This is a genomic window from Pseudomonas sp. MPR-R2A5 (genome assembly GCF_058793055.1).
In genome coordinates this window covers 44046-66317 of the sequence record NZ_JBXAFK010000043.1, presented here as the reverse complement: position 1 = coordinate 66317, position 22272 = coordinate 44046, and the positions used below count along the sequence as shown (strand labels likewise).

General features: G+C 62.1%; 23 protein-coding genes. 13 read left to right on the top strand and 10 right to left on the bottom strand.

The annotated features are described in order from the left end of the window. The first annotated feature begins 64 nt into the window (after positions 1-64). The 11 genes from AC1Q6I_RS25985 (at position 65) to yegS (ending at position 10083) form a co-directional block, all read left to right on the top strand. Positions 65-439: a chemotaxis response regulator CheY gene (locus AC1Q6I_RS25985; protein WP_160385018.1), complete on the top strand. Its 375-nt coding sequence runs from the start codon at positions 65-67 to the stop codon at positions 437-439. A gap of 18 nt (positions 440-457) precedes the next feature. After that, positions 458-1246, top strand: a complete 789-nt coding sequence (locus tag AC1Q6I_RS25980) for a protein phosphatase CheZ (RefSeq protein ID WP_024076693.1) — start codon at positions 458-460, stop codon at positions 1244-1246. An 11-nt stretch (positions 1247-1257) separates the two neighbouring features. Next, on the top strand, positions 1258-3501 hold the full coding sequence (locus tag AC1Q6I_RS25975) for a chemotaxis protein CheA (RefSeq protein ID WP_102624821.1): 2244 nt from the start codon (positions 1258-1260) through the stop codon (positions 3499-3501). A gap of 48 nt (positions 3502-3549) precedes the next feature. Further along, a complete protein-coding gene (locus AC1Q6I_RS25970; RefSeq protein WP_102624822.1) occupies positions 3550-4683 on the top strand; it encodes a protein-glutamate methylesterase/protein-glutamine glutaminase in 1134 nt (377 codons plus the stop codon). Then, complete coding sequence (locus AC1Q6I_RS25965; protein WP_024076690.1) at positions 4683-5423, top strand: flagellar motor protein; 741 nt, start codon at positions 4683-4685, stop codon at positions 5421-5423. The genes AC1Q6I_RS25970 and AC1Q6I_RS25965 overlap by 1 nt, the downstream gene beginning before the upstream one ends. A 142-nt stretch (positions 5424-5565) precedes the next feature. Then, positions 5566-6453 carry a flagellar motor protein MotD gene (gene motD / locus AC1Q6I_RS25960; RefSeq protein ID WP_069076742.1) on the top strand — a complete coding sequence of 296 codons (888 nt, stop codon included), beginning with the start codon at positions 5566-5568 and terminating at the stop codon, positions 6451-6453. A gap of 51 nt (positions 6454-6504) precedes the next feature. Then, on the top strand, positions 6505-7293 hold the full coding sequence (locus tag AC1Q6I_RS25955) for a ParA family protein (protein ID WP_024076687.1): 789 nt from the start codon (positions 6505-6507) through the stop codon (positions 7291-7293). Beyond that, on the top strand, positions 7293-8093 hold the full coding sequence (locus AC1Q6I_RS25950; protein ID WP_024076686.1) for a CheW domain-containing protein: 801 nt from the start codon (positions 7293-7295) through the stop codon (positions 8091-8093). Before AC1Q6I_RS25955 ends, AC1Q6I_RS25950 begins: the two co-directional genes overlap by 1 nt. A gap of 79 nt (positions 8094-8172) precedes the next feature. Continuing rightward, positions 8173-8661, top strand: a complete 489-nt coding sequence (locus AC1Q6I_RS25945) for a chemotaxis protein CheW (RefSeq protein ID WP_024076685.1) — start codon at positions 8173-8175, stop codon at positions 8659-8661. Then, positions 8662-9054, top strand: a complete 393-nt coding sequence (locus AC1Q6I_RS25940) for a DUF2802 domain-containing protein (RefSeq protein ID WP_024076684.1) — start codon at positions 8662-8664, stop codon at positions 9052-9054. A 108-nt stretch (positions 9055-9162) separates the two neighbouring features. Continuing rightward, positions 9163-10083, top strand: a complete 921-nt coding sequence (yegS, locus tag AC1Q6I_RS25935) for a lipid kinase YegS (RefSeq protein WP_069076741.1) — start codon at positions 9163-9165, stop codon at positions 10081-10083. On the opposite strand, the gene AC1Q6I_RS25930 is transcribed toward yegS, so the two are convergent. From AC1Q6I_RS25930 to AC1Q6I_RS25920, 3 genes are all read right to left on the bottom strand, one after another. Continuing rightward, positions 10042-10701, bottom strand: coding sequence for a response regulator transcription factor (locus tag AC1Q6I_RS25930; protein ID WP_024076682.1), 660 nt, complete (start codon positions 10699-10701; stop codon positions 10042-10044). The two genes, yegS and AC1Q6I_RS25930, sit on opposite strands and share 42 nt — an antisense overlap. Continuing rightward, complete coding sequence (locus tag AC1Q6I_RS25925) at positions 10698-11591, bottom strand: sensor histidine kinase (RefSeq protein WP_024076681.1); 894 nt, start codon at positions 11589-11591, stop codon at positions 10698-10700. Before AC1Q6I_RS25925 ends, AC1Q6I_RS25930 begins: the two co-directional genes overlap by 4 nt. 370 nt (positions 11592-11961) lie before the next feature. After that, positions 11962-12411 (bottom strand): hypothetical protein, encoded by a 450-nt coding sequence (locus AC1Q6I_RS25920; RefSeq protein ID WP_024076680.1) that lies wholly within the window; start codon positions 12409-12411, stop codon positions 11962-11964. 622 nt (positions 12412-13033) lie between these two features. On the opposite strand from AC1Q6I_RS25920, the gene AC1Q6I_RS25915 reads away from it, so the two are divergent. Further along, positions 13034-13969 carry a chemotaxis protein CheV gene (locus AC1Q6I_RS25915; RefSeq protein ID WP_024076679.1) on the top strand — a complete coding sequence of 312 codons (936 nt, stop codon included), beginning with the start codon at positions 13034-13036 and terminating at the stop codon, positions 13967-13969. A 39-nt stretch (positions 13970-14008) separates the two neighbouring features. After that, complete coding sequence (locus tag AC1Q6I_RS25910; RefSeq protein WP_102624823.1) at positions 14009-14815, top strand: MOSC domain-containing protein; 807 nt, start codon at positions 14009-14011, stop codon at positions 14813-14815. Positions 14816-14880: 65 nt separating this feature from the next. On the opposite strand, the gene ppnP is transcribed toward AC1Q6I_RS25910, so the two are convergent. From ppnP to AC1Q6I_RS25875, 7 genes are all read right to left on the bottom strand, one after another. Beyond that, positions 14881-15165 carry a pyrimidine/purine nucleoside phosphorylase gene (gene ppnP / locus AC1Q6I_RS25905; RefSeq protein ID WP_003226701.1) on the bottom strand — a complete coding sequence of 95 codons (285 nt, stop codon included), beginning with the start codon at positions 15163-15165 and terminating at the stop codon, positions 14881-14883. A gap of 63 nt (positions 15166-15228) precedes the next feature. Continuing rightward, on the bottom strand, positions 15229-15771 hold the full coding sequence (locus AC1Q6I_RS25900; RefSeq protein ID WP_024076677.1) for a 3'-5' exonuclease: 543 nt from the start codon (positions 15769-15771) through the stop codon (positions 15229-15231). 89 nt (positions 15772-15860) lie between these two features. Next, complete coding sequence (locus tag AC1Q6I_RS25895) at positions 15861-17783, bottom strand: acetyl/propionyl/methylcrotonyl-CoA carboxylase subunit alpha (RefSeq protein WP_102624824.1); 1923 nt, start codon at positions 17781-17783, stop codon at positions 15861-15863. A 52-nt stretch (positions 17784-17835) separates the two neighbouring features. Continuing rightward, positions 17836-18597 carry an enoyl-CoA hydratase/isomerase family protein gene (locus tag AC1Q6I_RS25890; protein ID WP_024076675.1) on the bottom strand — a complete coding sequence of 254 codons (762 nt, stop codon included), beginning with the start codon at positions 18595-18597 and terminating at the stop codon, positions 17836-17838. Then, a complete protein-coding gene (atuD, locus tag AC1Q6I_RS25885; protein ID WP_102624825.1) occupies positions 18594-19751 on the bottom strand; it encodes a citronellyl-CoA dehydrogenase in 1158 nt (385 codons plus the stop codon). The genes AC1Q6I_RS25890 and atuD overlap by 4 nt, the downstream gene beginning before the upstream one ends. A gap of 16 nt (positions 19752-19767) precedes the next feature. Continuing rightward, positions 19768-21384: a geranyl-CoA carboxylase subunit beta gene (gene atuC / locus AC1Q6I_RS25880; RefSeq protein ID WP_102624826.1), complete on the bottom strand. Its 1617-nt coding sequence runs from the start codon at positions 21382-21384 to the stop codon at positions 19768-19770. A 3-nt stretch (positions 21385-21387) separates the two neighbouring features. Next, the gene (locus AC1Q6I_RS25875; protein WP_024076672.1) at positions 21388-22260 is read right to left on the bottom strand and encodes an SDR family oxidoreductase; all 873 of its coding nucleotides are present in this window, start codon (positions 22258-22260) and stop codon (positions 21388-21390) included. Positions 22261-22272: the final 12 nt, after the last annotated feature.

The following is a 22272-nucleotide window of genomic DNA, read 5'->3' as shown; positions in this document are numbered from 1 at the left end:
TGAAATGGCGCGTCCAGGTGCTGGGCGCGTTTAAGACTGCTTGGAGGTCGAATTGGACAAGAACATGAAAATCCTCATCGTTGATGACTTCTCAACGATGCGGCGGATCATAAAAAACCTGTTGCGTGACCTTGGGTTCACAAACACGGTCGAGGCGGATGACGGCCTTACGGCGATTCCGATCCTCAACAGCGGGAGCATCGACTTTCTGGTAACCGATTGGAACATGCCGGGCATGACGGGTATCGACTTGTTGCGCCACGTGCGTGCCGACGAAAAACTGCGCAGTCTTCCCGTGCTGATGGTGACCGCCGAAGCCAAGCGTGAACAGATCATCGAAGCCGCCCAAGCCGGGGTTAACGGCTATGTGGTCAAACCATTCACTGCGCAGGCCTTGAAAGAGAAGATCGAAAAAATCTTCGAACGCATCCACGGCTAATGCTGCCACGGGGGAGCTATGGAGCAAAAAGAATCATCGCAGGCCGACTTTGAGTCGACCCTGAAAAAACATGCTCACCAGCTGGTCGACAGCCTTGAAAAAGGCCAGTTCGGCGATGCGGTGCAGTTAATCCATCAGCTCAACCAGACCCGTGACCGCGGCCTGTACCAGGAGGTGGGCAAGCTCACACGCGAGCTTCACAGTGCGATCGTCAATTTCCAGATTGACCCGCACATGCCTCAAGCCGAAGAGATTTCGCAGATCACCGACGCCACCGAACGCCTGTCCTATGTGGTCAGGCTGACTGAGGCAGCGGCCAACCGCACCATGGACCTGGTGGAAAACGCCACGCCCCTGGTCAACGGCATGGCCACGGAAGCCCAGGCGCTGAGCGTTGACTGGGGTCGTTTCATGCGCCGTGAAGTCGGCGCAGAAGAGTTTCGTGAGCTGGCCCGTCGGGTCGAAGGGTTCCTGTCACGCAGCGAGCAGGAAAACCGTACGGTTTCCAGCAACCTCAATGACATTCTGCTCGCCCAGGATTACCAGGACCTGACCGGTCAGGTGATCAAGCGTGTGACCCAGTTGGTCACCGAAGTGGAAAGCAACCTGCTCAAATTGGTACTCATGGCCGGCCAGGTCGACCGTTTCGCCGGCATCGAACATGACCGCGAAGCGATCCTCTCTGAAAAAGATCCACAAAAACATCTCGCCAAGGGTGAAGGTCCGCAGATTCATGCCGATAAACGTGAAGACGTTGTGTCAGGTCAGGATGACGTAGATGACCTGTTATCCAGTTTAGGCTTCTAAGGAGCACACCCATGAGCTTCGGCGCCGATGAAGAAATCCTTCAGGATTTCCTTGTAGAGGCCGGCGAAATTTTAGAGCAACTGTCCGAACAACTGGTCGAGCTGGAAAGCCGCCCGGATGATGCGAACCTGCTCAATGCAATTTTTCGCGGTTTTCATACTGTAAAAGGGGGCGCCGGCTTCCTCCAGCTCCATGAGCTGGTGGAGTGCTGCCACATCGCCGAAAACGTGTTCGACATCCTGCGCAAGGGTGAGCGTCACGTTGACTCGGAGTTAATGGATGTAATCCTCGAAGCGTTGGATGCGGTCAACGGCATGTTCAGCGAAGTGCGCGAACGTGCCCCGATCACCGCAGCCACCCCGGAACTGCTGGCCGCCCTGGCGCGCCTGGCAGAACCTGCCGACACCTCGGCCGCGCCGGTGGTGGAAGCGGCGCCAGAGCCGGTGGTCGAAGCCGAAGCGGATGTCACCGACAGCGAGTTCGAGCAGTTGCTCGACTCTCTCAATGCGGTCAAGGCCGAGGCTGAAGCACCGTCGGCCGTACCCGCACCCGCGGCCGCTGCGCCTGCCGAGCCGACCAGCGAAGACATTACCGACGCAGAGTTCGAATCCCTGCTCGACCAGTTGCATGGCAAAGGCCAGTTCGCGGCTGATGCCGTGGCCACTGCGGCTGCCCCGGAAACGCCGGCGGCAACGGCCAGTACCGATATCACCGACGACGAATTCGAAGCGTTGCTCGACCAGTTGCATGGCAAGGGCACCTTTGCCGCCGATGCCTTGCCGGAAGTCGCGGCCACTGGCGCGGCGCCGACGCCAGCTGCACCGGGCGCCGCTGCGGCCCCTGCTGACGACGGCTTGATCTCCGATCACGAATTCGAAGCCCTGCTCGACGAATTGCACGGAAAGGGCAAGTTCACCGAAGTGGCCCCGGCTGCTGCGGCGACTGCTACCCCCGTGGCCGCGAAACCGGCACCGGCCAAGGCCGCCGCGCCTGCTGCCGCCAAACCGGCGCCAGCCCCAGCGCCAGCCGCCGCGGCCGCCGCGCGTGCGCCTGCCGCTGCCGTAGCCGACAAGCCTGCCAGTGAAGCCGAAACCACCGTACGGGTCGATACCGCACGACTGGACGACATCATGAACATGGTCGGCGAACTGGTGCTGGTGCGTAACCGTCTGGTGCGCCTGGGCCTGAACAGCGGCGACGAAGCCATGCAAAAGGCTGTGTCGAACCTCGACGTGGTCACGGCTGACTTGCAGACCGCCGTGATGAAGACGCGGATGCAGCCGATCAAGAAAGTCTTCGGCCGCTTCCCACGCCTGGTTCGCGACCTGGCTCGCCAGCTCAAGAAAGAAATCAACCTGGAACTGGTGGGTGAAGAAACCGACCTCGACAAGAACCTCGTCGAGGCCCTGGCCGACCCCTTGGTCCACTTGGTGCGCAACGCCGTCGACCACGGCGTGGAAACCCCGGAAGAACGCGAAGCCTCGGGCAAGTCCCGCAACGGCAAGGTGATCCTGGCGGCGGAGCAGGAGGGCGACCATATCCTGTTGTCGATTACCGATGACGGCAAGGGCATGGACCCGGCGATCCTGCGCAATATCGCGGTCAAGCGTGGCGTGATGGACAAGGACGCCGCCGACCGCCTGACCGACACCGAGTGCTACAACCTGATCTTCGCTCCAGGCTTCTCGACCAAGACCGAGATTTCCGACGTGTCGGGCCGTGGCGTGGGCATGGACGTGGTGAAGACCAAGATCAGCCAGCTCAACGGCTCGATCAATATCTACTCGACCAAGGGCCAGGGCTCGAAAATCGTCATCAAGGTGCCGTTGACCCTGGCGATCATGCCGACCCTGATGGTGATGCTGGGCAACCAGGCCTTCGCCTTCCCACTGGTCAACGTCAACGAGATCTTCCACCTCGACCTGTCACGCACCAACGTGGTGGACGGCCAGGAAGTGGTGATCGTGCGCGACAAGGCGCTGCCATTGTTCTACCTCAAGCGCTGGCTGGTGGCATCGGCTGCCCATGAAGAGCAGCGCGAAGGCCACGTGGTGATCCTTTCGGTGGGCACCCAGCGTATCGGCTTTGTGGTCGATCAACTGGTGGGCCAGGAAGAAGTGGTCATCAAGCCTTTGGGCAAAATGCTGCAGGGAACCCCGGGCATGTCGGGCGCGACCATCACCGGTGACGGTCGGATCGCGCTGATTCTCGATGTTCCGAGCATGCTCAAGCGTTACGCCGCACGGCGTATTTGATTCTGGTGGGGCAGGGCGGTATTGCCCGTCCCGCCTAACGGAGTGTTTATGGTAGTCAAGGTCCTGGTGGTGGACGATTCGGGTTTCTTCCGCCGCCGCGTCTCGGAAATTCTTTCCGCCGATCCAACCATCCAGGTGGTCGGTACGGCCACCAACGGCAAAGAGGCGATTGATCAGGCGATAGCGTTGAAGCCGGACGTGATCACCATGGACTACGAAATGCCGATGATGGATGGCATCACGGCAGTCCGGCACATCATGCAGCGCTGCCCGACCCCGGTATTGATGTTCTCCTCGCTGACGCACGAAGGCGCCCGGGTCACCCTGGATGCGCTGGATGCTGGCGCGGTGGATTTCCTGCCGAAGAACTTCGAAGACATCTCGCGCAACCCCGAGAAGGTCAAGCAGATGCTGTGCGAGAAGGTGCACAGCATTTCCCGCAGCAACCGTCGCAGCCTGTTCAGTGCGCCTGCACCGGCGCCCGCAGCACCGGTCGCGCCCCCGGCTGCACCCACCAGCACCGCGTTCGGTCGTCCGGCCCCGGCGCCTGTTGCCCGGCCAGCCGTGGCCCCGGCCCGTGCGTCGGCGCCCAGCGCCTATTCGCAAGCGCCCAAGCGCAAGGCTTACAAGTTGGTGGCTATTGGCACGTCCACCGGTGGCCCGGTGGCGCTGCAACGGGTATTGACCCAGTTGCCGGCCAACTTCCCGGCGCCGATCGTGTTGATCCAGCACATGCCTGCGGCCTTCACCAAAGCGTTCGCTGAGCGCCTGGACAAGCTCTGCCGTATCAGCGTCAAGGAAGCCGAGGATGGCGACATCCTGCGCCCTGGCCTGGCGCTGCTGGCGCCGGGTGGCAAGCAGATGATGGTCGATGGCCGTGGCGCGATCAAAATCCTGCCAGGCGATGAACGCCTCAACTACAAGCCGTGCGTGGATATCACCTTTGGTTCGGCGGCCAAGTCCTACGGCGACAAAGTTCTGGCGGTGGTCCTCACCGGCATGGGCGCCGACGGCCGTGAAGGCGCGCGGTTGCTCAAGCAGGGTGGCAGTGCGATCTGGGCCCAGGATGAAGCCAGCTGCGTGATCTATGGCATGCCCATGGCCATCGTCAAGGCGGACCTGGCCGACGCCGTCTACAGCCTCGACGACATCGGCAAGTATCTGGTGGAGGCTTGCCTCTGATGGATGTCTTGAGCCTGATCGGTATCACCATGGCGTTTGTCGCGATCATCGGCGGCAACTACCTCGAAGGCGGTCACCTCGGCGCATTGGCCAACGGCCCGGCGGCCTTGATCGTGATTGGCGGTACCGTGGGCGCCGCGTTGCTGCAGTCGCCCTTGAGCTCATTCAAGCGCGCCATGCAGATCCTGATATGGATTATTTTTCCGCCACGCGTCGACCTTCCGGGTGGCATCGATCGGGTGGTCAACTGGAGCCTCACCGCTCGCAAGGAAGGCCTGCTGGGCCTGGAAGGCGTGGCCGATGCCGAGCCTGACAGCTACGCGCGCAAGGGCCTGCAATTGCTGGTGGACGGCGCCGAGCCGGAAGCAATCCGCAGCATCCTGGAAGTGGACTTCTACACCCAGGAAAGCCGCGATATCAACGCGGCCAAAGTCTTTGAAAGCATGGGCGGCTACGCGCCGACCATCGGCATCATCGGTGCGGTAATGGGCCTGATCCACGTGATGGGCAACCTCGCCGACCCTTCGCAACTGGGCAGCGGCATTGCCGTGGCGTTCGTCGCCACCATCTACGGCGTGGCGAGTGCCAACCTGGTGCTGTTGCCGGTGGCCAGCAAGCTCAAGTCGATCGCCATGCGCCAGTCCCGTTACCGCGAGATGCTGCTCGAAGGCATCCTCTCGATTGCCGAGGGCGAGAACCCGCGCTCCATCGAATTGAAGCTCCAGGGCTTCATGGATTGATGTACATGAAAGGTGTAGGAGCGAGCGTGCTCGCGAAAAGGGTCAACGATAACGCGGGCATCCTGGATGAACGCGTGGCTCTCGGATTTTTCGCGAGCAAGCTTGCTCCTACAGGTGATTCGTTGTGCGGAGGTAATCGTCTGTGAGCCGTCGCCGTCGCGAGCCTGAAGAACATGTCAACCACGAACGCTGGCTGGTGTCCTACGCGGACTTCATCACCTTGCTGTTCGCGTTTTTCGTGGTGATGTATTCCATCTCGTCGATCAACGAAGGCAAGTACAAAGTGATTTCACAGGCGTTGATCGGCGTATTCAACGACGCCGATCGCTCGCTCAAGCCCATCCCCATCGGTGAGGAGCGGCCCAAGACGGTGACCCCGGCCAAGCCGCTGGTCAACGACAGCGATGAAACCGCGGCTGGCGTGGGTGGCACCAGCGACCCGCTGAAAAGCATCGCCGACGACATCAGCGCCGCATTTGGCGACCTGATCAGTTCCAACCAGATGACCGTGCGCGGCAATGAGTTGTGGGTGGAGATCGAACTCAATTCCAGCCTGCTGTTCGCCAGCGCCGATGCGATGCCGAGCGACCAGGCGTTTACGATCATCGACAAGGTGGCGGCGATCCTCAAGCCGTTTGAAAACCCGATCCATGTCGAAGGCTTTACCGACAATATCCCGATCAGCACCGCGCAATACCCGACCAACTGGGAGCTGTCCTCGGCCCGTGCCGCCAGCATCGTACGCATGCTGGCCATGCAGGGTGTGAACCCCGGGCGGCTGGCGTCGGTGGGCTATGGCGAGTTCCAGCCGGTGGCCAACAACGCCACGGTGGAAGGCCGCGCGCGTAACCGCCGCGTGGTGCTGGTGGTGTCACGTAACCTGGATGTACGCCGCAGCCTGACCGGTACCGGCACCGCCAATGCAACACCGGACGCGGCCTTGAAGCGGGCTGGCACACAAACTGCACCAGCCCTTGCAAAACCGCCGGTGCGTCAAAGCTCCGTCAATTCTCCGTCACCGGCTCAATAACTTTATGCAATGTCTCGGTCGCGTCTACGCCCACCGGGAGGAACCAACCGAATGAGAGTCTGGGCAGTTGCCAATCAAAAAGGTGGAGTCGGCAAGACCACCACCTCCATCGCTTTAGCCGGCTTGCTGGCTGAGGCGGGCAAGCGTGTGGTCGTGGTCGACCTCGACCCCCATGGCTCGATGACCAGCTATTTCGGTTACGACCCGGATGCCCTGGAACACAGCAACTACGACTTGTTCCTGCACAAGGGCAGTGTGCCGAGCGATTTGCCTGGCCAATTGCTGTTGCCTACCAGTAACGAAAGCATTTCCCTGCTGCCGTCCAGCACCGCCCTGGCCACCCTGGAGCGCCAGTCGCCGGGGCAGAGCGGCTTGGGCCTGGTGATCGCCAAGACCCTGGCGCAACTGTGGCAGGACTTCGACTACGCAATCATCGACAGCCCGCCGTTGCTGGGGGTGCTGATGGTCAACGCCTTGGCGGCCAGCCAGCAACTGGTGATCCCGGTACAGACCGAGCACCTGGCGGTCAAAGGCCTGGAGCGCATGGTCAGCACCCTGGCGATGATCAACCGTTCGCGCAAACAGGCGCTGCCGTACAGCATCGTGCCGACCTTGTTCGACCGCCGTACCCAAGCCTCCCTTGGCACTTTACGCGTGCTGCGCGACGCCTACCCGGAGACCATCTGGAATGGCTATATCCCGGTGGACACGCGCCTGCGTGACGCCAGCCGCGCGGGCCTGGCACCGTCGCAATTCGACCCCAAGAGCCGTGGCGTGCTGGCTTACCGCGCATTGCTCAAGCACCTGCTGTCCCAACAGCTTGTGCCGCAGGTGGCGTGATGAACCGTCCCGTCGAACTCAAGACCCGGCCGCAACTGGCACTGGAATCCTACCTGGATGCCTTGCTGCAGGAAGCCACCGCCGAAGAACTGCCGGAACCGATCCTGGTGCTGGAACCGGCCGTGCAGGAACCGCCGCAAAGCACGCTGGATGAGTTTCAACTGGCCGTGCTGGAAGAGCAGGCGCGGGATGCGCGGGCGGTGCCCGTCGCCGCGCCGGTGATGCCGAGCGCCCCTGTGGTGGTGGCGCCCGTGGTGGTCGAACCGGTGGTCGAAGTCCACTTGCCACCGAGTATCACACCGCCACCGGTCAGTGGTGATGATCGCCCGTCGTGGGCTGCCGAGCCGTTCGAATGCCTGTTGTTCGACGTGGCCGGCTTGACCCTGGCGGTCCCGCTGGTGTGCCTGGGCTCGATTTATTCCCTGGAAGGCCAGGAGCTGACGCCACTGTTCGGGCAACCGGAGTGGTTCCTCGGCATCCTGCCCAGCCAGGCCGGCAACCTCAAGGTGCTGGACACCGCGCGCTGGGTGATGCCCGATCGCTACCGCGATGATTTCCGCCAGGGCTTGCAATACGTGATTTCGGTGCAAGGCTATGAGTGGGGGCTGGCGGTGCATCAAGTCAGCCGCTCGTTGCGCCTGGACCCGAATGAAATCAAATGGCGCAGCCACCGGGGCCAGCGCCCCTGGTTGGCGGGCACCGTGATCGAACATATGTGCGCGTTGCTTGATGTCGCTGAACTGGCCGAGTTGATCGCCAGCGGTGCCGTCAAATCGATGCCAGGCCACACACGCAGTTGATTGAACAACAAGGACCGCACGGTTGTGCGGCCCACGAAGCACACACGCCGAAACTAACGGCATTTGAAGGGGTAGGGGTATGAATAAGTCAGCGTCCGCGTCCGCACAAGGTTCGGATGATCCGATCCTGCAATGGGTGACCTTCAAACTGGACAACGAAACCTACGGCATTAACGTGATGCGCGTGCAGGAAGTGCTGCGCTACACCGAGATCGCCCCGGTACCGGGTGCACCGAGCTACGTGCTGGGCATCATCAACCTGCGCGGCAATGTGGTGACGGTCATCGACACGCGCCAGCGTTTCGGCCTGGATACCGTCGAAGTCAGCGACAACACGCGTATCGTCATCATCGAAGCCGACAAGCAAGTGGTCGGGATCATGGTCGACAGCGTCGCCGAAGTGGTCTACCTGCGCCAGTCGGAAGTGGAAACAGCGCCGAACGTCGGTAACGAAGAGTCGGCCAAGTTCATTCAAGGCGTATGCAACAAGAACAACGAATTGTTGATTCTGGTTGAGCTGGACAAAATGATGAGCGAAGAAGAGTGGTCGGAACTGGAGAGCATCTGATTGTTCCTTGAAGCAGCGGTGATTGTCCTGGCCCTGTTGTGGGCCGGGACGTTGGCATTCCTGCTGCGCCACCTGCGCCAGCAACGCGAATCGGCCATGCAACAGGCCGAGCGCGATGCCGTGCGTGATCGGCGCGTGCTGGAGCTGGTCAAGCGCGTTGATCACTTCCAGCAGAGTGCGGTACGGGTCGGAGACGAAGTGCATGAACTGCGCGCGATCCTTGCTCCCCTGCCGGACAAGCTGGCGCAGATCGAGCAGCGTGATCCGTCGAGTCTTTCCTTTGCCCAGGCCGCGAAGCTGGTGGGCATGGGGGCTACGGTGGATGAACTGACGCAGTCGTGTGGGTTGACCCAGGCTGAGGCGCAGTTGATGAGTAAGTTGCACAGGAGCTGAGCGTACTCGCCAATCCACCCGGTCAATTAATTTCCAATCCCAATGACTTTTTTCTCCTCCTCAAAGGTCAACATCCTTCAAGCCCTTTGAACGCGGAGATTTCCCCCCATGACCACCCCCAAGGCCCTGTTGATCCTCCACGGCAAGCAAGCCCTCAACGAGGACGTGCGCGCCGCTGTAATGAGCCGGCGTGAGCAGGGCGGGGAGCTGGCCGTGCGGGTCACGTGGGAGGGCGGCGACGCCCAGCGCCTGGTCAAGGAAGCCCTGGCCGACGGCTATACCCACATCATCGCTGGCGGCGGCGACGGCACCTTGCGCGACGTGGCCGAAGCCATGGCCCTGGCCAGGACCGACGCCAGCCTGGTGCTGATGCCGCTGGGCACCGCCAATGACTTTGCCAAGGCCGCCGGCGTGCCGCTGGAGCCTGCGCAGGCCCTGGCGCTGCTGGATGTACCGGCCAGGGCGATCGACCTCGGCCAGGTTGGTGGGCAAATGTTCTTGAACATGGCCACCGGCGGTTTTGGCAGCCAGGTCACCGCGAACACCTCCGAAGACCTGAAAAAAATCCTCGGTGGCGCCGCCTACCTGTTCACCGGCCTGTCGCGCTTCAGCGAATTGAAGGCGGCGTATGGCGAGCTGGAAGGCCCGGGTTTCCATTGGAAGGGCGAACTGCTCGCGCTGGGTATCGGCAACGGGCGCCAGGCGGGCGGCGGGCATGTGTTATGCCCTGAAGCGTTGGCTGATGACGGGTTGCTCGACGTCAGCATCCTGCCGGCGCCCCAGGAAGTGGTCGGCACCTTGCGTGAGCTGATGAACAATGGCTGGGGCCTGGACACCATGTTCGTGCGCGCGCGCCTGCCGTGGGTTCAGATCAAACAGGCCGAGGGGTTGTACATCAATCTCGATGGCGAACCGCTGAAGGGCGACGATTTGCGCTTTTGCGCGCTGCCCAAGGCGTTGCGCGTGCACTTGCCGCTGGGCTCGCCCCTAGTCGTCCAGGCTGATGATCTGCTCGCGCACGGCAAATAACACCAGGCCCGCCACATCGAAAATCTGCAGGCGCTTCATGATCTGTGAGCGGTGCGCCTCCACGGTCTTGATGCTCAGGCCGAGGCCGTGGGCGATTTCGCGGGTGGACTTGCCGCGCACGATCAGGCGCAGGATTTCCAGCTGTCGCGCGGTGAGGTTGTGGTTCTGGGCGACGGAGGAAACCGGGCCCTGGTTGCGCACCAGCGCCTGGTTGATCACCGTATGGGCGATCGCCGGGCTCAGGTAGCGCTCATTGTTGCGCAGGGCCAGCAGGGCGTGCTCCAGTTCGTTGGCGGTGGTGTCCTTGAGCAGGTAGCCATGGGCGCCGGACTCCAGCGCGCGCATGATCAGCTCCGGGTCGGTGTGCATCGACAGGATCAGCACCTTGCTCGCCGGGTAGGCAGCTTTTAACTGTTGCAACGCGTCCAGGCCGCCGGTGTGTTTCATCGACAGGTCCAGCAGCACGATATCGGGCTGCAAGGCGCTGAACGCCTCCAGCACCTGTGCACCGTCGCTGGCCTCGCCGACCACCGCATAGCCGGGTATATCCAGGATCAGCGCGCGTACGCCGGCCCTGATCAGTGCGTGGTCATCCACCAGGAGTAAATTGCAGATCACTCGAGAACCTTAGGGGAACTGGCCCGTTCGAGGGCGCGGGGCGCCCAGGGGAAAAGCGCGTCGATCCGGGTCCCTTTGCCAGGCTGGCTGCTGACGGACAAGGTGCCCCCCAGTTGATCAATCCGCTCGGACATACCCGCCATACCCCGTTGGCCTTCCAGGCCGGGGTTACTGGCGGGCGAGAAACCCTGGCCGTCATCACTGATAAACAGCGATAACCCTTCGGGCAGGCGTTGCAGGCGTACCAGCAGGTTGCGGGCCTGGGCGTGGCGCAGCATGTTGGTCACGGCTTCCTGGGTGATACGAAACGCCGCCACGGCCATTTCTTCCGGAATGCCGGTCAGGCGTTGATGGCATTCCAGGCTCCAGTGCACCTGAGTGTTTTCCAGGGTCTTGAGCAAGTGTGCCCGCAGGCTGGCTTCCAGGCCCAGGCTGGTCAACTGGCGCGGGTTGAGAATCGCGGAGACGTCGCGCACCTTGGCCAGGGTTTCATTCAGGGTGTTGCACAGCACCGCGCATTGGCCTTGCAGGTCGTCCGGCAGGCGACGCTTGAGCCATTCGCTTTGCAGCTTGGCAGCCGTGAGCAATTGGCCGATATCGTCATGCAGGTCGCGGCTGAGGCGGTGGCGCTCGTTTTCCTGCACTTGCAGCAGGCGTTCGGCCAGTTCCTGAGGCTGGAACTTGATGGATTTGCGCGAACTCCATTGACGCAACCCCACCAACGCCAGCGTGGCCAGGTTGAACAGCAGCACCGCCAGCGGCAGGGTGTCGGCGCGAATATAGGCCCACAGGCTGAGCAGCGACGAGCACAGGCACAGGGCAAGGATCAGGCGCCGTGCATGGCTGCGGGACACGGACCTTGCGATGAGTGACTTGAGGCTGGCGTACATAACGGATGGAGCCAATGAGGGTTCGCTGCGATAAGACCGGTCATGGCGGCTGACGGGGCTCTGTTTGGAATGCGTGGCCGAATCGTTTTTGTACATGATGAAGTTGAGTGACTTCGAGCGGGGGCATAGTACCACCACTCTTACCGTTGGTCGCCTGGCGCCTGACACCGTTGAGTCATAATTCAGGCAAACGGTCTGGCCGGTAAGTATCCGTGTCCAAACAATGGAGGGTTGTATTGTTTAAGTTGGATTGTATCGTTATTACAGTTAGTGGCTAATTGATATCTTTTCGCCTGCAGGTCAATCAAGGCCGATGAGTTGCGTCTGTCGTTTTTAGCTAACTCACGTATTAAAAGCGACCTGGCTGGACTCAGGAGGTGTGATGCAAACGTTGCTGCGGTTTATAGCTGTAGTCCTTTTGCGGGATTTGCAGTGTCACCGTGGCAATCAATGTCGTTTGTTCACTTTCATCCAGTGTCAGTTCGCCGGTTCTGGTATCAATCAACTCCAATTGCCATGCCAGTAATGTCAAGCAATCGTGCAAGGCCTTCAGGGCTTGATCGTGCAGTTGCAGCGGGTTTTCCGCATTGGCGATCAGGTATTGGATGTGCCGGGAGAACTCGCTGATCGCCCGCAGGGCCAGGCTGTCGGCCTTCTCGGCCAGTTGGGTCAGGCTGACCGTCATGCAGTCGATGGCATCGCTGTCGTTGCGAATCAGATGCAGGTGGCTCAGGCATTCTTCCGACTTGGTCAGCAGCGTTTCGGCCTCAAGCAGGAACTCGGGAAGTGTGGTTTGCCATTCGTTTGCGCTATTCATCATGCAAGTCTCCACAACGTAAGGTCGGGTGATGAGATGTCGCACCAAGTGAATGGCGTAAAACTATCGCTGAAAGATGACTGAAATCTGTAGGTCGCTTCTGAGATTTCAGTAGGACCGTTATCTAAATACGGGCGACAGCCGAGTACGCGGCCCGCAGTTGAGTTCATTTGCACAACTTCGGTTGCCGCGACGTGAATGTCTGGAAGGCCAGTAGGCCGTGGACTTGCGATGGCAAACAAAAGCCTGACTCCATTCATGCAATGAGAATGGCGTCACATTAATGGCTATTAGATATCGCGAATATCAGGTTGGGCCTGATTGTGCATAGGGGAATCCCTTACGCAGCGGAACCTCGCGCCGATTTGGATGTCGCGCGATGTCGCTGCCTTGCCGAATGGAGAGGCCAGCGCAGTAAAGCATGATGTCAGTGTGACATCAATGGATTTACGTGGCATTTTAACGGGGTCAAGGTCTGGCGTTTGCCGCCGATAACTAGCGTAGGAGCGAGCTTGCTCGTGAAGAACTCAAGATGCCACGTGATCCAGAAGGGGCGCGTATCGTCGGTGCTAATCGCGACCTGCTTCAGTCAACTGCATAACCCTTAGCGCATCAGGAGCTTTTAATGGCCGGCATTCTCGACACGGTAGATCAACGCACGCAACTGGTGGGTGAGAATCGCCTGGAGATCCTCATGTTTCGCTTGGCGGGTCGGCAGTTGTTCGCGATCAACGTGTTCAAGGTGCAGGAAGTGTTGCAACTGCCCAAGCTGACCCTGATGCCCCAGCGCCATCCTTTTGTGTGCGGGGTGGTCAACCTGCGCGGCCAGACCCTGCCCGTTATCGACCTGTCCCAGGCCATCGGTATGCGCCCGCTGGTGCCGGGCCCGAACAGCACCATCATCGTCACCGAGTACAACCGCTCGGTGCAGGCGTTCCTGGTGGGCGGCGTCGACCGCATCGTCAACATGAACTGGGAAGCCATCCTGCCACCGCCGACCAGCGCCGGTCGCCAGCATTACCTCACGGCCATCAGCAAGGTGGATGACCAGTTGGTGGAAATCATCGACGTGGAAAAAGTCCTGGCCGAGATCGTGCCGTACAACGCCAAGGTCTCCCGCGAGAAACTCGATGATCCGGTACTGGAACGCGCCCGTGGCCGTGAAGTGCTGCTGGTGGACGACTCCAATGTGGCCCTGTCGCAACTGCGCGACACCCTCGGCCAACTGGGGGTGAAAATGCACATCGCCAGCGACGGGCTCAAGGCCCTGAACATGCTCAAGGGCTGGGCCGACAGCGGCCAGGTGATGACCGACAAGCTGCTGATGATCTTCACCGACGCCGAAATGCCTGAGATGGATGGCTACCGCCTCACTACCGAAATTCGCAACGACCCACGCCTGCGGAGCCTGTATGTGGTCCTGCACACTTCACTGTCAGGCAGCTTCAACGAGTCGATGGTGAAGAAGGTCGGCTGCGACAACTTCCTCTCCAAATTCCAGCCGGACAAACTGGTGGACGTCGTGCGCGAACGCTTGATGCTGGACGAAGTGTCCGCCTGACCTTAGGGTGACGTCTTTGCCCCTCAGGAACGCAGGCCCATGCTTCGTCTCAGCGCGCTGTACCGTTACCCCTTGAAGTCCGGCAAGGCCGAACCCCTTCAGCAGATCGGCCTGGATAAACTCGGGCTGGCTGGGGATCGACGCTGGATGCTGGTGGATGAAGCCAGTGGGCGGTTCCTCACCCAGCGGGCCGTGGCGAAGATGAGCCAGCTGTCGGCGCTGTGGAACAGCGCAGGTGGCCTCAGCCTGAGCGCGCCCGGCCACACGCCGCTGGAAATCGCGCTGCCCGGCCGTGATGCCGAGTTGCGCGGCGTGACCATCTGGCGTGACACCCTGCGCGTACCGGATGCCGGCGATCAGGCCGCCGCCTGGGTCAGTGACTTTATCGGCAAGTCGACCCGGCTGGTGCACCTCCCGCTGGAGCGCGCCCGTTACACCGAGGCGGGGTATGGCCAGGAGGGTGACCAAGTGGCCTTTGCCGATGGCTACCCGCTGTTATTGATCGGCCAGGCCTCCCTGGACGACCTGTCCGCGCGGGTGGGGCGGCCCATGGAAATTTTGCGTTTTCGTCCCAACCTGGTGATCGAAGGCGGCGATGCCTTCGCCGAGGACGGCTGGAAACGCCTGCGCATCGGTGACGTGGAGTTTCGCGTGGTCAAGCCTTGCTCGCGTTGCATTCTCACCACCATTGACCCCAGGACCGGCGAGCGCAGTGCCGACCGCGAACCCTTCGTCACGCTGGAGGCCTATCGCAAGACGGAGAACGGCGCGATGTTCGGCCAGAACCTGGTCAACGATGGCGTCGGTCGCCTGGAAGTCGGCATGCCGGTGACTATCCTCGAATAGATCGCCCGCCCATAAAAAATGCCCGTCTCCTGCGAGACGGGCATTTTTTTACGCGGCAGGAGCGCTTAGCCGCGGTATTCGCATAGGTAAGCGGTGTCCACGGCGACTTTCAGCTGGAACTTGCTGTTGGCCGGTACGTTGAACTGGCTGCCGGCGGCGAAGGTTTCCCAGTCGCTGCTGTCGGGCAGCTTGACGGTCAGGGCGCCGGACACCACGTGCATGATTTCACGCTGGGCGGTGCCGAATTCGTATTCACCCGGGGCCATGACACCAATGGTCGCCGGACCTTCTGCGGTGCCGAAAGCGATCGACTTGACGGTGCCGTCGAAGTACTCGTTGACTTTAAACATGGGCGAATCCTCGGAAAAGGGTCTGGAAAGGTCGGCCAGTATGCCCAAGGGCAGGGGAGCTGCCTAGACCGGCAAAATCAGCGGCAGCAGGCGGGCGGTGTTGCGCGCATCTTCCAGCGCCCGGTGTTGCTGGCCATGGAACTGCATCCCCGCCAATTGCAGGGCACCATTGAGCCCCAGGGGTTTGTCCAGGCGCCGCGCCTTGGCGAAGCGTTGCTTGAGGTTGACGTGGGGCGTGTGGGCGAGGGCGCTGCTCAGGCCATGACGCTGCCATTCCAGTTCCAATTGCTGGCGATCGTAGTCACCCCAACTGGCCCAGCCCTCCAGGCGGGGTTGATGCTGGCCCAGCCAGCGCTCGAACAGCGGCCACACCTCGGTGATGGGCGCGGCGCCGTCGATGTTCGCCTGGGTGATATGGGTCAGCTTGCGGCAGAACGGCGTCAGCAAGGGGCGCCGCAGAGGCCGCACAAAGCGCTGGAAATGGTCCAGTTCGCGGCCCTGGCGATTGACCAGGCTCGCGCCGATCTCGATGACTTCCATCTCCGTCACGGGCCAGCCGCCGTCATCCGTTGTGGCCTCAAGGTCAATAATCAGCCAATGATGCATGGTGCAGGTTCCCGTACTCTTCCCTTCCTGATGGGGATAGAGCGTAGCCCGGTCGCGTAGTTCCGCGCTGTTTTTGATTGAGGCCGGGCTTATTCGATCTCCAGCAGCACCTGGCGATTGCGCACCTGGTCTCCGGCGATCACCTGCACGTCCTTGATCACGCCATCCATGCCGGCTTTCAGCGGGTGCTCCATTTTCATCGCTTCGAGCACCAGCAACAGCTGGCCTTTGCTGACGCAGTCACCGGCCTGGACACGCACATCGACGATGGCACCGTCCATCGGCGCCTTGAGCGTGCCGCTGTTGGCCTGGGCCTGGCGGCTCGCGACCTGCTGTGTGCGGTCAACCACGCTGACACCCGGCAACCAGGCATGGGCGCCGTCAAGGTGGTAGGCGAGGCGGCGGCGAATGCCGTTGATCACCAGGGTGGCCCAGCGGCCGTCGGTGCGAAGGTCCTGGATGTCGACGCCATCGATGTGCAGCCGGTGATCGGCCAGCACACTGAGGGTGACGTGGTGAACGGCATCGTTGACGCTCAGTTGGTAGGTACAGGGGACAGTGGCGTTGTTGCGCCAGCCTGCCAGGTCCCGGCGATGCTCGGCGGCGCTGCGTTGGTAGAACAGTGTGGCAGCCAGGGCGATCTGTTCTGCGCTGGCGGTCACGGGCGGGATAGTGCTGAAGTGCTTGGCGATAAACCCGGTGCTGACGTCGCCCTGGATAAAGTCCGGATGCCCGAGCAGGTCGGCCAGTAGCCGCTGATTGCTCGCAACCCCGAGCAGCACCGTGTCTTGCACCGCCCGCAGCAGTTTGCGCCGTGCCTCTTCACGGGTGGCACCATGGGCGATGAGTTTGCCGAGCATCGGGTCGTAGAACGGGCTGATCTTTTCGCCTGTGCACAACCCATGATCGATCCGGATGCCGGGGGCCGGCTCCCAACGCAGCACCTCGCCGGTCTGCGGCAAAAAGCCCTGGGCCGGGTCCTCGGCATACAGGCGTACTTCCATGGCGTGGCCGCTGAGCGTCACTTGTGATTGCAGCAGCGGCAGCGGTAGGCCGGCGGCGACTTGCAGTTGCCAGTCCACCAAGTCGAGCCCGGTGATCAGCTCGGTAACCGGGTGCTCCACTTGCAGGCGCGTGTTCATTTCCAGGAAGTAGAACTGGCCGTTGCGGTCGAGCAGGAACTCCACGGTACCGGCGCCCACGTAATTCACTGCGCGCCCGGCCTTGAGCGCCGCTTCGCCCATGGCCTGGCGCAGTTCGGGCGTCATCACCGGGCACGGCGCTTCTTCAATGATTTTCTGATGGCGGCGCTGGATCGAGCAGTCGCGTTCGCCGAGATAGACCAGGTTGCCGTGGCTGTCGCCGAACAGTTGGATCTCGACGTGGCGCGGGTCGATCAGCGCCTGCTCGAGGATCAACTCGTCGCTGCCAAAGGCATTGCGGGCTTCCGAACGTGCGGTGTGGAGGTTGTCCAGCAAGGACGCGGGATCGTGCACCAGGCGCATGCCACGCCCCCCACCGCCGGCGCTGGCCTTGATCATCAGCGGGTAGCCGATGCGCTGGGCTTGCGCCTGCAAGGTGGCGTCGTCCTGGGCGCTGCCTTGGTAGCCGGCGATACAGGGCACGCCAGCCTCCAGCATGGCGAGTTTGGACAGGCGCTTGCTGCCCATCAGTTCGATGGCCTCGACGCTGGGGCCGATGAAGATCAGGCCGGCGTCTCGGCACGCGCGGGCGAAGTCGGGGTTTTCCGAGAGGAAGCCGTAGCCGGGGTGGATGGCGTCGGCGCCGGTCTTTTCGGCGGCCGCGAGGATGGCCGGGATATTGAGGTAGGACTGTTGTACCGGGGCGGGGCCGATGTGCACCGCTTCGTCGGCCATCTGCACGTGCAGGGCCTGGGCGTCGGCGTCGCTGTAGACGGCGACGGTGCGGTAGCCCATTGCCTGGGCCGTGCGTTGGATGCGGCAGGCGATTTCGCCGCGGTTGGCGATCAGGATCTTGGTGAGCTGGGGCATTGGATTATCCCTTGGGTTATGCGGTGTCTGTTCCGGCCTCATCGGGGGCAAGTCACTTGCACCACCCAGGCTTTCTCTTCTGCACAAACGCCTGCGTCCCCTCAATCCCTTCTTCACTGGTCACCGCCTCGGCAAACCACTGCGCCGCCTGGTCCAGCAGCGGCCCCAACGGCTGCTCCGCACTGGCCAGCAACAGCGCCTTGGTGCGCGCGTTGGCGCCTGGCGCGCAGCGCAGCACTTGCCCCAATACCTCATCCAAACGCTCCGCCAACGCCTGCGGATCGCGCTCGGTGAAGTGCACCAGCCCCAGCCGTTCAGCCTCCAGTCCATCAAAGCGTGCGGCGGTGAGTGCCAGTCGCCGCGCCTGGGTCAGGCCGATACGCTTGACCACGAACGGCGCAATCTGTGCCGGCAGCAACCCCAGGCTGGTCTCCGGCAAACCGAACTGCGCCTGGTGATCGGCAATCGCGATGTCACTCACGCAGGCCAACCCGAACCCACCGCCCAGCACTGCGCCTTGCAGCACCACGATGACCACTGGCGACACGGCTTCCACGTCTTGCAGCAAAGCGCCAAAAGCCCGGTTCAGCGCCTGCAATTGATCGCCTGCGCTGACCAGATCCTTCACATCGGCACCGGCGCAAAAGTGTCCGCCTGCGCCACTGATCACCACCGCGCGCACCTGGCTGTCCAACCCCGCCAGCACCGCGCGCAGTTCATTGACCATTTCCAGGCTCATTGCATTGCGGCTTTCCGGCCGGTTGAGGGTGATATGCAGCACCCCGTTATGCGGTTCGAGCAGCAGGGTGTTCATGGTTTTTTCCCCGGCAGGGTGCCCATCAGTTTGCAGATAATGCCCAGCATGATCTCGTCGGCACCGCCGCCAATCGATACCAGGCGCACATCGCGATAGGCGCGGGCCACCGGGTTGTCCCACATAAAGCCCATGCCACCCCAATATTGCAGGCAGCTGTCGCTGACTTCACGGCCCAGGCGCCCGGCCTTGAGCTTGGCCATGGAGGCCAGGCGCGTGACGTCCTGGCCTTTGATGTATTGCTCGGTGGCCTGGTAGACCAAGGCGCGCAGGCATTCGATTTCGGTGGCAAGTTCAGCCAGGCGAAAGTGAATCACCTGGTTGTCGATCAGCGCCTTACCGAACGTCTGGCGCTCTTTGCAGTAGTCGATGGTGCTGTCGATGCAGTACTCCAGGCCCTTGATCATATTGGCCGCGCCAAACAGGCGTTCTTCCTGGAATTGCAGCATCTGCATCATAAAGCCGGCCCCCTCATGGCCGATGCGATAACGCTGCGGCACGCGCACGCCATCGAAAAATACCTGGGCGGTCTCGGAGCTGTGCATACCGAGTTTTTCCAAGGGCGGGCTGACGCTGATGCCCGGGGTGTTCATCGGCACCATGATCAGCGACTTGTTGATATGCGGCTTGTCGTCGGAGGTGTTGGCCAGCAGGCAGATAAAGTCGGCGCTGGGGGAATTGGTGATCCACATCTTGCTGCCGTTGATCACGTAGTCGTCGCCGTCCTTGCGCGCATGGGTCTTCAGCCCGGCCACATCGGAACCCGCACCGGTTTCCGAGACGCCGATGCAGCCCACTTGTTCGCCGCTGATGGCCGGGCGCAGGAATTCGTCGCGCAATTCGTCGGAACCGAAGCGGGCGAGGGCGGGGGTGCACATGTCGGTCTGCACGCCGATGGACATGGGGATGCCACCGCAGCGTATGGTGCCGAACTCTTCGGCGGCGACGATCGAGTAGCTGTAGTCCAGGCCCATTCCGCCGAATTGCTCGGGCTTGGAAATGCCCAGCAGGCCGAGGTCGCCGGCCTTGCGGAAGACGTCGTGGATGGGAAAGCGGCCGGCTTTTTCCCATTCGTCGACGTAGGGGTTGATCTCGCGGTCGACGAAGGCGCGGACGGTGCGGCGCAGTTCCTGATGTTCCTGGGTGAAGATCATTGTGCTTATTCTCCGGTTAGAAACGCGCCACGCCAAAGCTGTTCGGCTGCAACTCCCGCACTTCGGCTTCATCACAGATATCCAGCAGAAACCCCAGCAGCGTGCGGCTATCCCGTGGGTCGATCAGCCCGTCATCCCACAGGTTCGCGCTGCCATACAGCGCGGTGGATTGACTCTCGAGCTTCTGTGCAGTGACTTGCTCCAGCATATCCAGCACCTTGGGGTCCGGCACCAGGCCGTTCTTCAGTTGTTTGGCCTCGGTGACAATCCGCAGCACCTTGCCGGCTTGCGCGCCGCCCATCACGGCGGTGCGGCTGTTGGGCCAGGCGAAGATAAAGCGTGGGTCGAGGCCGCGTCCGCACATCGCATAGTTGCCGGCGCCGTAAGAGCCGCCGACCACGAGGGTGAGTTTAGCGACGCGTGCATTGGCCACGGCCTGGATCATCTTGGCGCCGTGCTTGATCACGCCTTGTTGCTCCGACTCGGTGCCGACCATAAAACCGGTGGTGTTGTGCAGGAACAGCAGCGGCGTACGGCTCTGGTCGCACAGCTGGATAAACTGCGCGGCCTTGCTGGCGCCCTTGGGGGTGATCGGGCCGTTGTTGCCGATGACGCCGACGGCCCGCCCCTGGATGTGCAGGTGACCGCAGACGGTGTGGGGGTCGAACTCGCCCTTGAACTCCAGGAAGTTCGAACCGTCGCCCAGGCGTGCGAGGATTTCGCGCACGTCATAGGGTTTTTTCGGGTCGTCGGGGATCAGTCCCAGCAAGTCGTCGGCCGGGTACAGCGGCTCCTGATAAGCCCGCTTGGGCGCAGGCGGCAGGCGATCATTCCAAGGCAGCAGGCTGACAATCTCGCGCACGATGCGTATGCCGTCGGCGTCGTTTTCAGCCAGGTATTCGGCGGTGCCTGCGGTTTGCGCGTGCATTTGGGCACCGCCCAGTTCCTCGTCGCTGGCGACTTCGCCGGTCGCTGCCTTGAGCAGCGGCGGCCCAGCCAGGAATAGCTTGGCCTTACCGCGCACCACCACCACGTAATCCGACAGCCCCGGCTGGTAGGCGCCGCCCGCCGTGGCCGAGCCGTGTACCACGGTGATCTGGGGCAGGCCCATGGCGGACATGCGCGCCTGGTTGGCGAAGCTGCGTGCGCCTTCGACGAAAATCTCTGCCGCGTAGTTGAGGTTGGCACCGCCGCTTTCAGCGAGGGTCACCACCGGCAGCTTGTTCTCCATGGCGATCTGTTGCAGGCGCAGGGATTTTTTCAAACCCGTAGGCGAAATGGTGCCGCCCTTGATCGCACTGTTGTTGGCCACCACCAGCACGCGCACACCGCTGACGTAGCCGATGCCGGCGATCAAACCGCCACCGGCCGCGCTGCCGTCCTTGTCGTCGTGGAGCTTGTAGCCGGCGAGGCTGGCCAGTTCCAGGAACGGCGCGCCGGGGTCCAGCAGCCGGTTGAGGCGCTCGCGGGGCAGCAGTTGGCCACGTTGGTCGAACTTGGGCTTGGCCTCCTGGGCCTTGCTGAGCAGGGCATCTTCCAACTGGCGCCACTGCGCGATGGTGGCGAGCAGGGCTTCGCGGTTCTGTGCGAACTGCGGGCTGTGGGCATCGATCGAGCTTTCAATCACGGGCATGGTTTATTGCTCCGCCTTGAGCACGTCCGGCAGGTACGCGCGGTGGAAACCATTGAACGGCGCGCTCGGTGGGTGCGCCTTGTGCAGCGGCCAGGCGCGGTTGCCCAGGCTGGCGGCGCCGTCGATGCGCAGGGTGCTGCCGCTGATGAAGGCCGCGGCGGGGCTGAGCAGGAACACGATGGCCGCACTCACTTCCGACTCGGTGCCGATGCGCTTGAGCGGCACGTGTTCGCGCAGGGTCGGGATCACGGCCTTGAACGCGCCTTCGTAGGTGTCCATGCCGCTGGAGGCAATCCAGCCCGGCGCTACCGCGTTGACCCGCACCCCGGCGTAACCCCATTCGAATGCTGCGGTCTTGGTGAAGTTGTCCATGCCCGCACGCGCCGCACCCGAATGGCCCATGCCGGGCATGCCGCCCCACATGTCCGCGAGCATGTTGACGATGGCGCCGCCGTGTTTGCTCATCGACTGGTTGAACACCTCGCGCGCCATCAGGAAGCCGCCGACCAGGTTGGTGCGCAGTACGGTTTCGAAGCCTTTTTGATTGATCGACGCGAGCGGCGACGGGTACTGGCCGCCGGCGTTGTTGACCAGCCCATGGATCGGGCCGTGGTCATTGAGGACCTGCGTGACCAGCGCTTTCACCGCCTCTTCATCGCGAATATCGCAGGCCAGCCCGTGGGCGCTGCCGCCGTCTTCGGCAATTTCCGCCGCGACCTTTTGCAGTTTTTCCGGCTTGCGCCCGACCAGGATCACCTGGGCACCGAGGGCTGCCAGTTCATGGGCGGTGCAGCGGCCAATGCCGCTGCCGCCGCCGGTGACAATCACGGTGTGACCCTGGAACAGGTTGGCTTTGAAGATCGAGTCGAAGGCCACGGCGACATTCCT

Excerpts from the sequence above, each read along its gene's own strand:
- AC1Q6I_RS25985 (WP_160385018.1), top strand. The coding sequence starts at position 65 with ATGAAAATCCTCATCGTTGATGACTTCTCAACGATGCGGCGGATCATA.
- AC1Q6I_RS25980 (WP_024076693.1), top strand. The coding sequence starts at position 458 with ATGGAGCAAAAAGAATCATCGCAGGCCGACTTTGAGTCGACCCTGAAA.
- AC1Q6I_RS25975 (WP_102624821.1), top strand. The coding sequence starts at position 1,258 with ATGAGCTTCGGCGCCGATGAAGAAATCCTTCAGGATTTCCTTGTAGAG.
- AC1Q6I_RS25970 (WP_102624822.1), top strand. The coding sequence starts at position 3,550 with ATGGTAGTCAAGGTCCTGGTGGTGGACGATTCGGGTTTCTTCCGCCGC.
- AC1Q6I_RS25965 (WP_024076690.1), top strand. The coding sequence starts at position 4,683 with ATGGATGTCTTGAGCCTGATCGGTATCACCATGGCGTTTGTCGCGATC.
- AC1Q6I_RS25955 (WP_024076687.1), top strand. The coding sequence starts at position 6,505 with ATGAGAGTCTGGGCAGTTGCCAATCAAAAAGGTGGAGTCGGCAAGACC.
- AC1Q6I_RS25950 (WP_024076686.1), top strand. The coding sequence starts at position 7,293 with ATGAACCGTCCCGTCGAACTCAAGACCCGGCCGCAACTGGCACTGGAA.
- AC1Q6I_RS25945 (WP_024076685.1), top strand. The coding sequence starts at position 8,173 with ATGAATAAGTCAGCGTCCGCGTCCGCACAAGGTTCGGATGATCCGATC.
- yegS (WP_069076741.1), top strand. The coding sequence starts at position 9,163 with ATGACCACCCCCAAGGCCCTGTTGATCCTCCACGGCAAGCAAGCCCTC.
- AC1Q6I_RS25925 (WP_024076681.1), bottom strand. The coding sequence starts at position 11,591 with ATGTACGCCAGCCTCAAGTCACTCATCGCAAGGTCCGTGTCCCGCAGC.
- AC1Q6I_RS25920 (WP_024076680.1), bottom strand. The coding sequence starts at position 12,411 with ATGATGAATAGCGCAAACGAATGGCAAACCACACTTCCCGAGTTCCTG.
- AC1Q6I_RS25915 (WP_024076679.1), top strand. The coding sequence starts at position 13,034 with ATGGCCGGCATTCTCGACACGGTAGATCAACGCACGCAACTGGTGGGT.
- AC1Q6I_RS25910 (WP_102624823.1), top strand. The coding sequence starts at position 14,009 with ATGCTTCGTCTCAGCGCGCTGTACCGTTACCCCTTGAAGTCCGGCAAG.
- ppnP (WP_003226701.1), bottom strand. The coding sequence starts at position 15,165 with ATGTTTAAAGTCAACGAGTACTTCGACGGCACCGTCAAGTCGATCGCT.
- AC1Q6I_RS25900 (WP_024076677.1), bottom strand. The coding sequence starts at position 15,771 with ATGCATCATTGGCTGATTATTGACCTTGAGGCCACAACGGATGACGGC.
- AC1Q6I_RS25895 (WP_102624824.1), bottom strand. The coding sequence starts at position 17,783 with ATGCCCCAGCTCACCAAGATCCTGATCGCCAACCGCGGCGAAATCGCC.
- AC1Q6I_RS25890 (WP_024076675.1), bottom strand. The coding sequence starts at position 18,597 with ATGAACACCCTGCTGCTCGAACCGCATAACGGGGTGCTGCATATCACC.
- atuD (WP_102624825.1), bottom strand. The coding sequence starts at position 19,751 with ATGATCTTCACCCAGGAACATCAGGAACTGCGCCGCACCGTCCGCGCC.
- atuC (WP_102624826.1), bottom strand. The coding sequence starts at position 21,384 with ATGCCCGTGATTGAAAGCTCGATCGATGCCCACAGCCCGCAGTTCGCA.